This window comes from Moorena bouillonii PNG (assembly GCF_001942495.1).
GTDB lineage: Bacteria > Cyanobacteriota > Cyanobacteriia > Cyanobacteriales > Coleofasciculaceae > Moorena > Moorena bouillonii.
On sequence record NZ_MKZS01000001.1, the window covers coordinates 3,260,070 to 3,273,177 of the forward strand.

Annotated in this window: 10 protein-coding genes and 2 pseudogenes; 5 read left to right on the plus strand and 7 right to left on the minus strand. The window is 42.3% G+C overall.

The annotated features are described in order from the left end of the window. Positions 1–46: 46 nt before the first annotated feature. Both BJP37_RS13275 and BJP37_RS39120 read right to left on the minus strand, forming a co-directional pair. Positions 47–310: pseudogene (locus BJP37_RS13275) on the minus strand (helix-turn-helix domain-containing protein); the annotation flags it as partial. 174 nt (positions 311–484) lie between these two features. Continuing rightward, a complete protein-coding gene (locus tag BJP37_RS39120) occupies positions 485–727 on the minus strand; it encodes a hypothetical protein (protein WP_075899409.1) in 243 nt (80 codons plus the stop codon). 322 nt (positions 728–1,049) lie between these two features. On the opposite strand from BJP37_RS39120, the gene ahcY reads away from it, so the two are divergent. The 3 genes from ahcY (at position 1,050) to BJP37_RS13295 (ending at position 4,211) form a co-directional block, all read left to right on the plus strand. Beyond that, entirely contained in the window at positions 1,050–2,327 is a 1,278-nt protein-coding gene (gene ahcY, locus BJP37_RS13285) for an adenosylhomocysteinase (protein ID WP_075899411.1), read from the plus strand. A gap of 376 nt (positions 2,328–2,703) precedes the next feature. Beyond that, positions 2,704–3,507, plus strand: a complete 804-nt coding sequence (locus BJP37_RS13290) for a DUF928 domain-containing protein (RefSeq protein WP_070392851.1) — start codon at positions 2,704–2,706, stop codon at positions 3,505–3,507. Positions 3,508–3,587: 80 nt separating this feature from the next. Then, positions 3,588–4,211: an exopolysaccharide biosynthesis protein gene (locus BJP37_RS13295; protein ID WP_070392852.1), complete on the plus strand. Its 624-nt coding sequence runs from the start codon at positions 3,588–3,590 to the stop codon at positions 4,209–4,211. Between the two features lie 529 nt (positions 4,212–4,740). Here BJP37_RS13295 and BJP37_RS13300 read toward each other — a convergent pair. The 3 genes from BJP37_RS13300 to BJP37_RS13310 all read right to left on the minus strand — a co-directional run bounded on the left by BJP37_RS13300 (position 4,741) and on the right by BJP37_RS13310 (position 6,656). Then, positions 4,741–5,121, minus strand: coding sequence for a DUF760 domain-containing protein (locus BJP37_RS13300; protein WP_070392853.1), 381 nt, complete (start codon positions 5,119–5,121; stop codon positions 4,741–4,743). Positions 5,122–5,291: 170 nt separating this feature from the next. Further along, positions 5,292–5,765, minus strand: coding sequence for an SMC-Scp complex subunit ScpB (scpB, locus tag BJP37_RS13305; RefSeq protein ID WP_071104321.1), 474 nt, complete (start codon positions 5,763–5,765; stop codon positions 5,292–5,294). A 15-nt stretch (positions 5,766–5,780) separates the two neighbouring features. Then, positions 5,781–6,656, minus strand: coding sequence for an ABC transporter ATP-binding protein (locus BJP37_RS13310; RefSeq protein WP_075899413.1), 876 nt, complete (start codon positions 6,654–6,656; stop codon positions 5,781–5,783). A gap of 701 nt (positions 6,657–7,357) precedes the next feature. Here BJP37_RS13310 and BJP37_RS13315 point away from each other — a divergent pair. Next, positions 7,358–8,866 carry a hypothetical protein gene (locus BJP37_RS13315; RefSeq protein ID WP_081431169.1) on the plus strand — a complete coding sequence of 503 codons (1,509 nt, stop codon included), beginning with the start codon at positions 7,358–7,360 and terminating at the stop codon, positions 8,864–8,866. Between the two features lie 810 nt (positions 8,867–9,676). Here BJP37_RS13315 and nagB read toward each other — a convergent pair. Continuing rightward, positions 9,677–10,459, minus strand: a pseudogene (gene nagB, locus BJP37_RS13320) (glucosamine-6-phosphate deaminase); the annotation flags it as partial. Between the two features lie 19 nt (positions 10,460–10,478). Then, the gene (locus tag BJP37_RS13325) at positions 10,479–11,228 is read right to left on the minus strand and encodes a DeoR/GlpR family DNA-binding transcription regulator (RefSeq protein ID WP_075899417.1); all 750 of its coding nucleotides are present in this window, start codon (positions 11,226–11,228) and stop codon (positions 10,479–10,481) included. Positions 11,229–11,512: 284 nt separating this feature from the next. Here BJP37_RS13325 and BJP37_RS13330 point away from each other — a divergent pair. After that, the coding region (locus BJP37_RS13330) for a serine hydrolase domain-containing protein (protein WP_158069565.1) at positions 11,513–13,108 on the plus strand (1,596 nt) is incomplete at its 3' end.

Sequence of the window (13,108 nt, forward strand, 5' to 3'; positions counted from 1 at the left end):
GCTAATCCCCCAAACCTTATTTAGGTATGATTTCTAGCCAACGAATCGCACGTATGTCCCTGTACCAAGGATGAGTCTTCTTGAGATTGGGTAAAGTCTTTTTCTGGGAGTAGTAATCTGGATTGTCCCTTAATTCGGAAAGATGGCAGACAAGAGGACAAGCATTAATTGAACAGCGATTTTCCTCGTACCAACGAAACCGATCGGCCAACAAATAGTTATATTGAGCACACAGCATTGACAGCCAGTGATCTATCTTGGCTTTTTGCTGCTTTGTTGGTTTTAACCGGTACTGGTACGCGATTCTCATTTGACTTGTTCTCTAGCTCATCGACCTACTATTAGTATACTATACAGCTAGTCAAAGCGTCAGTCATATTGAAAACAATAAAAATGACAATTAGACTTATTGATTTCGATAAAAGACAACTGGAGCAAGAAGCAAAACGGAGGGGAATGACTCAGTAATCAATACAATGAAGTTTTATAGCTCGTCTTCGTGCTCCAAAAGACCCTGTGCAAAATTCATCCCACACTCATGCTGCGCATGTTCGTTGTGGGGCTTCTTTTGCCGGACAGCTAAATAAGAACCAGTTTGATCTGCCACAGCTTGGGCAATCAAACCAGCAAAGTCTGGTCGTTCTGCCGTAATGGGATCTCTTAACGTACACTGCTCCCATTGGTAGTCGGCATTGGGATTGATGCTCAGGATATAGTGCTTCTTCATTGGGAAAAACCTTGATTAGGGGTTTACATCAGATCAGCTGACCGTCAACTCGCTATCTTTATTATAGTACAAATATACTATTTTATTACTGGTCAGTAGTTACTCCTATGATGGTTTGCTGGTATTGACAAAAAATAGCGAATTTCCTACATCGAAATGAGTTGTTTATCACCCGTTGATGGTAGAAATCTGTAAACTATCTTAAATAACAGCGGGTTTAATCAGAATTTTGATAAAGCTTCCTCATCTGGTGGCACTTTCTTAGAACACGTTAAACTAATCAAAGCTAAACTAAAAAACGTTAACTAAAACACAAAACCTGATGATTGCAACTGCTAATCGGATTAAACACGAAGTTAAAGACCTATCTCTGGCACCAAAAGGAAAACAGCGGATTGAATGGGCTGGACGGGAGATGCCAGTGCTCAAGCAAATCCGAGACCGCTTTGCCCAAGAAAAGCCTTTAGAAGGAATTCGTTTAGTTGCTTGCTGTCACGTAACCACCGAAACTGCCCATTTAGCGATCGCACTCAAGGCTGCTGGTGCTGATGCTCTGCTGATTGCCAGCAACCCTCTGTCAACCCAAGATGATGTAGCTGCTAGCTTAGTGGTTGATCATGAGATTCCTGTATATGCCATCAAAGGTGAAGATAACGAAACCTATCACCGCCACGTTGAAATTGCCCTGGATCACAAACCCAACATCATAATCGATGATGGTAGCGATGTTACCGCCACTCTGGTAAAAGACCGCCAACACCAGCTCAGTGATATCATTGGCACTACCGAAGAAACCACCACTGGCATTGTCCGTCTCCGGGCTATGTTCAATGACGGTGTCTTGACATTCCCAGCAATGAATGTTAACGATGCTGACACCAAACACTTCTTTGACAATCGCTACGGTACTGGTCAATCTACCCTTGATGGTATTATCCGCGCCACCAACGTGTTGCTAGCTGGTAAAAACGTGGTTGTGGTCGGTTATGGCTGGTGTGGCAAAGGCGCAGCACTTCGAGCCCGGGGACTGGGAGCCAATGTCATTGTTACTGAAATCGACCCCACTAAAGCCATTGAAGCTGTGATGGATGGCTTCCGGGTAATGCCGATGGCAGAAGCTGCTCCCTTAGGTGACTTGTTTATCACAGTTACTGGTAACAAGCACGTGATTCGCCCTGAGCATTTCGAGGTGATGAAAGATGGCGCAATGGTGTGCAACTCCGGTCACTTTGACATTGAAATTGACCTCGAGTCCCTAGGGAAAATGGCAACAGAAGTCAAAGAAGTACGGAACTTTACCCAAGAGTACTGTTTGAAAAATGGTAAATCCGTTGTGGTACTGGGTGAAGGACGCCTGATTAACCTGGCAGCAGCTGAAGGTCATCCCAGTGCGGTGATGGACATGAGCTTTGCTAACCAAGCTTTGGCCTGTGAATACCTAGTCAAGAACAAAGGATCCATTGAACCAGGTTTACACTCCATCCCTGAAGCAGTGGATAAGGACATTGCGCGGTTGAAGTTACAAGCAATGGGCATTAACATTGATAGCCTCACCCCAGACCAAATCGAGTACATCAACTCTTGGACTTCTGGTACCTAAAACTAGGGTAATCCCTTTACGATACTGGTTCAATAATCCTGATATCTCTTTTTGGGTAATCGGTTATGGGTAATTAGGTAATGGGTAATGGGTCATGGGTAATTGGTAGTTGACAATGACCGACTATCGATTGCCCTGACCGGCCTAAACGATTTAAAATGGCACCTCTAAAAACTTTTGTATCCTTGACAAGGAATAAGATATAGTATAGAAAAGGTTTGGAACGGCAAGTTAAGATCAACCACTTAGCTAGAATAAAATAACAAACTTATATTGACTCTTGCATAAATCTCTAAAAAGAGGGTGATAAATACTATAGCCACATGGCAAAAATTGACTTTTGCAAGAGGTCTATTAATGAGTAGGGTTATTGATTATGATCTGGCAACAATCTCCAACCTATCTGGCAGTGCTGACTACAATGCTCTCGGCTGCACTGGTAACTGACTTCACCGCACCCCAGTTACTGGCACAGTCATACCCACACCATGAAGTGGGTGCATACTTCCCACCACCACCAGAGCGAGGATCACCGTCTAGAACCCTTGGGGCTGGGACACATATGATTAAATTTCCACCAGTACCAGAACGAGGAGAACCTAGAAGAACAGCAGGAGGAGGGTCTCGTAGCTATTCCTGTACTGACAGCGATGACATCCCTTTGACTGCTATCGTGCCTGCCAATAATCTGGTCACAACCGTGGCGGCTAATCCGACACTGTTCTGGTATGTTCCCAAAACTACAGCCTCCGAAGCAGAATTTGTGTTAATTGATGACCAGAATCAAGAGGTTTACCTGACCAGCGTGAGCCTGGATAACACGAACGGTATTGTGCAACTGAGCGTACCGACAACCGTACCTCTGACCATGGGTAAGAAATACAAGTGGTTTTTCGTACTCGTTTGCGATCCTCAAGAGCGTAGCCGAGATCATTGGGTTCAAGGAATTCTAGAGCGTACTGAACTTAGTCCAGAATTAGCGCTTAATCTAGAGCAGGAGCAAAATACCTTAGAACAAGCCAAACTATATGCTGATGCTCTGATTTGGCAAGAAACTCTGACTACTATCGCCCAGTTACGGGATTCCCAGCCCCAAGCATGGGTAGATCTGATCAAATCAGTGGGCTTAGAAGCGATCGCTAACAAACCGTTTCTGAATTGCTGTACAGCTAGCAATTAATCTTATCAGTAATGTCAGGGTAAGTGCTAGAAAGATTAGTATAGATTAGTATATTAACTTTTATAACTAATCACTACTAAATGGCTAAACTCTCTGTAGAACTACAGCGCTATTTTTTTGAGGAAGAGCAAGAGCCTCAGGTAAGGCTGGCAGATATTTTGACCCTAGCGGGGGAACGTATCTTTGGGTTTATATTCGTTATCCTATCTCTACCTTCAGCTTTGCCAGTTCCAGCACCGGGTTATTCGATTCCCTTTGGAATTGTGATCTTATTGTTGGCTATTCAGCTCATCGTTGGTGCCAAACGCCCCTGGCTACCAAAGAAGATCATGAATGGGAAAATGAAATTGGAAACCGTGCAGGGTTTTCTGAAAATAGGACTCCCTTGGTTGCGGCGGATTGAGGCAGTTACCCGTCCTCGCCTAACCTATATTTGTACCAGTTTGCCTGGTCGGATATTTATGGGGAGTGCGATCGCATTAATGTCAATTTCGATGATGATTCCGATTCCAGGGACAAATACCGTTCCAGCTATGGGAATTTTTATCACTGGTTTTGGCTTAACTGAAGATGATGGCGCAATTAGCCTAGCCGGTTTAGTGGTGTGCCTGATCGGAGCAAGCCTCTCCATCTCAATTCTGTTTGCTCTATGGTTTGGTGGCACAAGTCTAGTTGACCAGATTAAGATTTTGCTGGGTCGTTGAAGTTCTCCCCGCCCACTCCGCGTCGAAGGTTTTGTTTGGGTTAGGGTAATGGATAATGGGTAACAAACTTCGCCGCAGTTGTCGGTAACGTTGGACAAGGGAACTTTGGATCAGGCCAGAATAATTGACGCAAACAGTATAATAAAACTACTAAGGTTGCTAGGTCTAATCGATAATCGGTAACAAGTCATCGGTAATAAGTAATCGGTAATGGCTAATCACAATTACCATTTACTCATTACCTATTACTCCAAGATTTACAATATCTGAAACTATTGATGCTACCGGAGATGATACTATCTGAAATAGTTAAATTTTACCATGCACGGTTATCCTCCTCTATAGGCTAATCCTCCCCTGGGATCCATCTCGACCTGGGTCTAAAAAGGAAAAAGGGACAATAGATTGTGATAGTATCATCCCTTTAACCTATTCCGTTTAGTCTTTTTCCCAAGTTAATCATTCTGAACATAGTGCCATTCACTGGTGTGTACCTAACGAGCGTAGGTATTAAACCAGAGGACATCTATTATGACTCAGTTGGCTTTGGGGAATCGCTACGCTTTTCACTGGGCCGCTTCTGAGGACGTAAGGGAGTGGAGTTGGTTAAGTTGTCTTCAAGAACCATACGCTGTTCCATCTGACGGAGAAAATAACCAGTCATCATGGCTGACGCCAGCAATCCAGCTAAATTTTCCCGATCAGTGGTGATTTGAACATTAAAGTTTTCTGATGGCAGCATCCCTACTAGCCCCTGAACGTTCTGAGAGATGATTTGTTGGATTTCAGGGCTAGCAGACTTCGCAATCCTTGCTAAAACATCAGAAGGTTGATTCTGGAGGTATTGCAGCAGTTGGTTCGCTTGAGGCTCTGCTCCTGGGGAACTTAGAAAATCGGGGTTGAATACCATTAGGAATTTTAGGTTTGACCTGCTTCATCTCGACTTTTCTATACTCTAAACGATTGTGAGATCAGCTGAATCAGCTTTCGGGGATAAATCTAACTTTTTTCGGTAGAAATTCTGAGTAAAAAAGCTTACTTAAAGGAATCTTGAAGTTTTTGTAACCCTTAGCATAGCTTCTATTGGGGTGGCAATAGCTGCTCAACTTCAAAGTGTTGATGAAATTTTTCGGTAACTTGTAACCAGTAGGAACGCCCCTCAGTTTGTCTACGTTTCTGGACAAAATCGAGTTCGACCAGTTCCTGGATATGTTGATACGCTCCACTGCCGCGAAGGTTGACTAGGTCAGCTTGAGTAATCGGACCTTTAAGAGCGATCGCAGCTAAAGTCCTCAAAGCACCTGTGCCCAATTCAGCGGGAATTAAGTTTTGCAGTAATTCACTAAACGTGGCTCGTAACTGTAAGCTATACCCAGCAGGGGTTTCCACAACTTCTAAAGCACTGTCCCGGTGGGCATAGTCTGCCATCAGTTCAATCAAGCCATCCGCAACTTTTTCGCGATCGCATTGGGCATACTCTGAGATTTCCTCTATAGAGACGGGCTGTCCCTTCAAGTATAGAATCGCTTCAATTTGGGTAGCTAGACGAGGCATTGTTTTAATTCGCTTCTAATCCAATTGGCGTCCTGTCAGTTCAACAAAGATATCTTCCAAGTTGGAGGGACGAACCATGACACCAGTTTTATCGGGTAAACTTTCGAGATAGCCACTCGCTTGTTCCAGAGTCGGGAAAAATTTGTATTCAAAGCGTTCTGAGAGTTGTTTGATCAGTAATCCTTCCCCATGTTGGTGGCGCAACTGTTCAAATGTACCTAATTCGATTAGTTTACCAGAATCCATGATACCGATCCGTCCTGGCTTGCCAGCGCCATAGCGATCGCACAAAAACTCCACTTCTTCCATATAGTGGGTAGTTAGCAATATCGTCATACCTTGGCGATTCAAATCCCGAATAATTTCCCACAGGCGACGGCGGGTTTGGGGGTCTAATCCTACTGTAGGCTCATCCAAAAATAGAATCTTCGGTTGATGTAACAGCGCTCTAGCAATTTGCAACCGACGCTTCATTCCCCCAGACAGAGTTTTCACTAAACTATCCCGTCGGTCTATTAGCTCTACATACTCTAACCACTGATTAATCAGCCGCTTACGCCCAGGATTGGCAATGTGATGCAGCCGTGCGTGGAGTTCCATGTTTTCCCAGACAGTCAGGTCAATATCCACGCTAGTTTGCTGCAAGACCACACCAATATTTTCCTTGACCTGATCTTTTTCTTCCACAACGTCGTAACCCGCTACCTTAATTTGACCCTTGGTCGGTTCAGTTAACGTAGTTAGCATCCGAATTGTCGTGGATTTACCAGCACCATTCGGACCAAGCAAACCAAATATCTCTCCTGATTCAATGGTAAAGGAGAGGTCATTGACTACAGGGACTTTATCGTAGATTTTGTAGATGTTCTGGAGGGAAACAGCTGGGGGCATAGATTCCTTAGTATTTATGATATTGAGTCAATAGGCTTGAGCTAACCTGCTTCTACACCACAGGTTAGAAGGAAATTATATCATGTCGATATATAGCAATTCTCATAGCTATGACGTACAGAATTTCGGGATTTTAGGGAACAGGGAACAGCGGATCTGGGAACAGGGAACAGATAAGAGGAAATAGGAAAGCGCACCTCACAGGGAATCAAAGTCAAAGAATACTGTACCTCATAACTGCGATCAACGCTATTATTCCGTGAATAAAAAGAGCAGTAATCGCAAATTTACCCACAAATACCACTGCTACCGTTGTAGTTATCGATATTAACTATCAGGTCATGAACATATTATTCATTTTACTATTTTATCTTAAATCCTTAAACTTGATTAAGTTAAATTAATTGTTTTTTTATATATAAAATACTTAATAGCTCATAGCTATTTTTTGGCCTTATTACTTATGATATTATTATCTATTGCCTATTGCCTATTGCCTATTGCCTATTGCCTATTCCCTGTTCCCTGTTCCCAGATCCGCTGTTCCCTTTGAGCAATTTAGGTATCCCAATCTAAATGGTTAACAGCTTATTATATATAGACAAATCATCAATCCGTAGGTTAAAACAAATAGGGGCTGTTCCTTTGGTTACTCTATTAGTTATCAGCTACAGTTATTGAATTTAATCTTATAATTTACTATGGCAATATTTCGGATTTCAGGTCGGGTAATCGATTCAAACACCAGTGGCGTCGTTTCAGGACTAAGGATTGAAGCATGGGATAAAGAGCTTATTGTCAACAACTTGGTGGGTAGCGCCATCACTGATCACCATGGCAGCTTTGGGATGGAATTCGATGAATCCTATTTTCAAGAGCTGTTTGCTGACCAAAGACCAGACATTTTTTTCAAAGTATTTTGTGATCAGCAACTGGTCAAAAACACCGATAATTCAGTGCTGTGGAATTTTGACATTGGGGATACTCCAGTCTTGATAAGTTTGGATAATTATAGCAAAGATAACGTTTACCAAAAATCCCTACAAGCTGCTGATCAAGGTGTTGAAGATAATCCCAAACTATTATATCTCGGTATTGATAATTCATCATACAAACAGCAAATTAAAGATTATCCTTCCCGCCTGACTCAGAAACCCGATGGTAAACATCTAGTGTCTGGAATTAAAGCGGATCAGACTTTCAGTCCTTATCCAATTCTGGGGCAACTTCCAGAGATTGATCAGCAAGGGTTAGAGTTTCTCCATCAAGACATCAAAGAAGCATGTGTCTGTGTTGGTAGTTTTGAAGACCAAGAGTTTAAGGTAAAATGGTTGGGACGAAATGCCCTAAGTAATGACGAATTCTGGAGTGGTACTAAGATTATACCCATTATTAATCTCGTGTCTCGCCTTAATAGCAAATCTCCTAAGGACGATCTTGATAAGTGTACAATTCGAGGCACAGACCAAGCTGGAAATCAACGAGATATTCCCGTTTGTGATTTAATCACAGATGTGATCAGTTATGACTACAATACAGCAAGTTCTAATTGCTTAGGGGCAATGTTAAAGCGCTTTGCTCCCCAAATGGACTTAGAAAATTGGCTGAAACAGATTACAGGCAATGATAGCCTGATTTTCCGTGGCCGATATGGGGAAAAACCCTTTATCGAGTACCCCCAGTTGTTTGGTAGCACAACCAAAAGCATAATTCTAACTGCTGACCCTGAACCCCCTCAATGGGAAAGTAATACTATATCGGCTTATGATTTAAATCGGATGATCTCAATGGTGGGTTGGCATAATTACATACCGGAAGCATGCCAGCTACCAGGAGTTAAGTGGGATAGTCTCGAAAGTATCATCAGAGCAATGGGGAATGATCCAGCTCGGTTAATTGATTTAGCTATTAAAGAGTTGGGTTTGTTGAATGTCATTGACTCAACCGTGATTATCTCAAAACTCGGCAACGGAGTTACCAGTATTAGGAACAGAACCGAAGCAGTTTATGTCGCGCTAGTTAAATTAGTTAAGCCTAGTCTTGACGATGCCCTCAAGCCAGCTAAATTGATTACCTTCAGTATGGCGCTACGGGGAGCAAAAGTGCTTGAGCCAAGAGATTGCAATCGTGAAGCGGTGGAACTTGATGCCAGAATAGCAACAGAAGTCACAGAGATTTTGCGCAGAGCGGTGATGGGTGAATTGGTTTGATTAGCCAGTTTGATCAATTTTCACGGTAAGTGTCCGGTTACTGTCTAAAGTCCAAGTAAATGTAAGTAGTTATATCAAGTTCGGTTAATTATCTCCCAAGTAGTCTCTGGATTGTACGCCAGAAGGGATATCATCATTAGTCAACCGGACTTGATATTAGATCGTGGCCAGAAACGTTTTATGCTTGGGTTTTTTAGGGTCGGGTTGAGACAAAAATTTAAAGCCGTGTGGGTACAAAAACCTAAAGAAAAAAAGTATATATTCTCGTCTAACTACTACAAGATTTTCTTGGATATCCAAAGACGATGTGACTTTCAAATTTCTTTTTCAAAGTTTCTTTTGTCCCTTTTCTTTGTTCTGCAATATACTATCCCTATTTTTTTAGCAGCTATCGGAGGGATTACGGCAGGCAATGACTTATTGGTCTCGTTTATTCAAGAATTTGTTTCTGATGAACAAGCCGAAAACATCGTCAAATTTTTTATATTTTGTATTAGTCTATTAGGGACATTATTCGGCACCATAAGTGCCACAACTAACCCTTCGGAAAGCTATGATAATGCAGCAGCGTTTCATAACAAATTTTCTGAGTTTAAGATTAATTTAGCCATAGATATGAGAAATCTTGAACTTACTAATGCTATGGAAGAAGAGTACCTGCAGCTTCTGAAGGAAAAAAATGCTAATCTTTCTGAATTGATTCAGGAATATAATCAAAAACGGTCGATTGATAAGAATCCAGTAGGGGAAGACAATTAAGAGGGGGGAGTGTGGGAAGTGTGGCAGGTCTGGGGAGATGGGGAGATGGGGAGCCGAGGCAGCTTCATCCAGCAGAATTTCTGCATTGTCATGCTTTTGAAGGAAGGTTGCAGGGATTAATTCTGAAATTTCCCCCTCTACTGTTTCCTTGATTATCGGTGCTTTGCCTTCCCCCCAGGCAAGTAAGAGAACCGCTTTGGCCTTCATGATGGTACCCACTCCCATAGTGATAGCTCTTCGGGGTACGTTTTCCTCTGCAAAGAAATCGCTGGCGGCATCCCGAATGGTAATTCTGTCGAGGGCTATCATTCTGGTACGAGAAGTAATGGATGATCCAGGCTCATTGAATCCAATGTGTCCGGTTCTACCAATTCCCAGAACCTGGATGTCCAAGCCTCCTGCTTCATCTATCTTGCGCTCATACTCCTGGCAATAATTGTCTACTTCTTCCAGAGAAAGGGTACCATCAGGAATATGCACATTCTCTCTTTTGATATCTACCCGATCAAAGAGATATTCATTCATAAATCTATGATAGCTCTGGAGCGCATCCGGCTGCATAGGATAATACTCATCCAGGTTAAAACTAATTACATTCTGGAAACTTAAGCCCTCTTCTTCATGCATGCGCACCAATTCATTGTAAACTCCTGTAGGAGTTGAACCAGTAGCTAATCCCAGGATGGCCATTTCTCCTCTTTGGGCCTTATGCCTGATGAGGCTAGCAATTCTACCTGCAACTTCTTTGGATGCGACGGCAGAATTTTCATAAATCCTGGTAGGAATTTTTTCAAATTGATAGGTAGTAGATGGATGAACTGCTAACATGTTCAAATTAAATTTTTGAGAGTAATTATAATGTTTCTATGCCCATACCTTCATAGAGATCCAATCTTTGATCTCCTTGAGGAAGACAACTAATGATCTTATTTAATCTTTGGGTCTCCCCTATTTTATAAGGGTTGACGGTTTCAATTTTTTCCGGTATTAACAGGCTGACAATTTCAGCAGCCGCATGTATCATGGATCTTTTTACAAGAGTTTCTTCCCAGTCTATTTCTGTAATTCCAATTTGATGGTGAATACTTCTGACTCCCAGAAAGCATTGATCGGCATACAAGCCTCTGAAGGTATTGATTGCTTCCTCTCCAACAGTAACCTGGGCTTGTTTCAACACACGTCCACCAGCAAAGATCACTTCTGTCCGAGGGTGCTGCGCCAATTCGCTGGCTATGGGAATACTATTTGTAAAAACTGTTGCTGACAAGCTTTTGGGCAAAGCTTTCACCAATTCAAGGTTGGTAGTTCCACCATCTATAATGATTACCGTATTTTCCTTGATGAGCCGGGCTGCTTTGTTGGCAAGCAGTTTCTTTTGTTCCAGCGCATAAACCTCTCTGTCTCGATAGTCGAAGGGATTTAGGCTAAGAGAAATGGCTCCCCCATGCACTTTCTTCAATTGCCCACGATCTGACAACTCTTTCAGGTCTCGCCGAATCGTATCTTCTGAAACACTCAGCGCATCACTCAATTCGAGGGTCAATACCTTTTGGTTCTTTTGGATGGAATCCAGGATGTAGCTATGTCTTTCTTCTTTCAGCATAAACAGCTCTTCAGCCTTTAATCATGCAAACTCCTGCAAGTATACTGCATTTATTTGAGTTTTTATGCATTTTTATGCGAATTTTATGAAGATTTAATCTTTTCTTAACCTAATTCCCGCCCATTCACCCTGGTATTCCTGCAAAAACCCGCAAAAATCTTTCAAAAAAACCCGGCATTTAGTTATTTGGGGGCATGAAGGTTTCGACTCATTCTTTGATCCTTTACCTGCTCCTGTTACCCTCCCTACTCTTTTCCCAGGAAATCCTATATACTTCTCTCAGTTTGGCCGAACTGGATAAGAAAAAATCTGAAGTAGTCCTCTTAAGAAACCAGGGGGAACTGCTGCCAATTACAAATTTGCAGCAAAAACGTATCCTGCATATTTCTTTTGATGCAAAAGGGAAAGATTTTTTCCAGAACAGCCTGGCACTTTACGCCCCAGTCCTGAATATTCGAATGCGTCTGGCCGATCTTCCGGGAAGAATGAGCCGTATCCGTGAACTGGCAGATGGATCCAATCTGGTTATCCTTAGCCTCCACAATAGCGTTTCCTATAGCGGACTCTCTACTACGGAAAGGCTGGCTATTCGGGATTTTTGGCAAGGCTTATATAAAAGGCCGGATATCATAACGACTTTTTTTGGATCGGAGGAAGAACTTCAGAAACTGGATGTGTTAAGTAATTCGCCTGTTTTACTTTTTTCCCCATCAGAACATCCCATCAATCAGGAATTTTGTGCGCAAATTATATATGGTGCCATTTCCTCTCAGGGAAGATTACGGAAAGATATTGGACAAGCTTTTCACAAAGGCAACGGACTCCGGACCAATGGAGACATTCGTTTGACTTATAATAAGGCCGAAGCAGTAAACTGGGATACTGAAAGACTCAAACGAAGAATTGATTCTCTCATTAAGATGGCTATAGATTCCATGGCTTTTCCGGGTTGCCAGGTCTTGGTAGCCAAAAATAATCAGGTAGTTTTTCACCAGTCCTATGGGTATCACAATTATGATAAGACTCGACCCGTAAAAGTTTTTGATGTTTATGACCTGGCTTCTGTTACCAAAATAAGTGCTGCCCTACCGGCTATCATGTATCTCAAGGATGAGGAAAAACTCAGGATAGACGCTCCTTTATCTAACTATTGGCCGGACTTTATAAAATCCAATAAAAGAGATCTGCAAATCCGGCCTATCCTTGCTCATCAGGCTGGGCTTACTCCTTATATAGTATTCTGGGAAAAGACCCAAAAGAGAAATGGCAAATTCAAAGGAGGGACCTTTAAAAGAGATTCAAGTGAATTGTATTCGGTTAAGGTCTATAAAGACCTATACATGAATTCAAAGTATCGAAAGAAAATGTACAAAGCTGTACGCAAGTCAGCTTTGGATCCGGATCAGGGATATGTTTATTCGGGTCTCAGCTTTCTCATATATCCACAGATCGTAAAAAATCTAAGTGGAATGGATTTCGATAAATTATTGAATGAAAAATTTTTTGACAGACTGGGTGCGGGCAGATTGGATTTCAATCCCTGGAAGAAGATCCCTATCACAGAAATTGTTCCGACTGAGTTTGACAGCTTATTCAGAAAAGAATTGGTTCATGGCTATGTTCATGATGAAGCAGCGGCCATGATGGGAGGTGTATCCGGCAATTCGGGTTTATTCTCTAATGCAAATGACCTGGCCAAATTGATGCAAATGTACCTTAATATGGGAACCTATGGAGGTGAACAGTATATCAGCCGGGAAACCATGAAAGAATTCAGTAGTTATGCATACAAAAAGCAGGGGAATCGCAGAGGATTGGGATTTGACAAACCGGCATTGAACGGAAATGGTAGCTATATAGCCAAAGATGCTTCCTCTTTG

Bases quoted from the DNA above. Each gene is read 5' to 3' on its own strand.
- BJP37_RS39120 (WP_075899409.1), bottom strand. From the start codon at position 727: ATGAAGAAGCACTATATCCTGAGCATCAATCCCAATGCCGACTACCAA.
- ahcY (WP_075899411.1), top strand. From the start codon at position 1,050: ATGATTGCAACTGCTAATCGGATTAAACACGAAGTTAAAGACCTATCT.
- BJP37_RS13290 (WP_070392851.1), top strand. From the start codon at position 2,704: ATGATCTGGCAACAATCTCCAACCTATCTGGCAGTGCTGACTACAATG.
- BJP37_RS13295 (WP_070392852.1), top strand. From the start codon at position 3,588: ATGGCTAAACTCTCTGTAGAACTACAGCGCTATTTTTTTGAGGAAGAG.
- BJP37_RS13300 (WP_070392853.1), bottom strand. From the start codon at position 5,121: ATGGTATTCAACCCCGATTTTCTAAGTTCCCCAGGAGCAGAGCCTCAA.
- scpB (WP_071104321.1), bottom strand. From the start codon at position 5,765: ATGCCTCGTCTAGCTACCCAAATTGAAGCGATTCTATACTTGAAGGGA.
- BJP37_RS13310 (WP_075899413.1), bottom strand. From the start codon at position 6,656: ATGCCCCCAGCTGTTTCCCTCCAGAACATCTACAAAATCTACGATAAA.
- BJP37_RS13315 (WP_081431169.1), top strand. From the start codon at position 7,358: ATGGCAATATTTCGGATTTCAGGTCGGGTAATCGATTCAAACACCAGT.
- BJP37_RS13325 (WP_075899417.1), bottom strand. From the start codon at position 11,228: ATGCTGAAAGAAGAAAGACATAGCTACATCCTGGATTCCATCCAAAAG.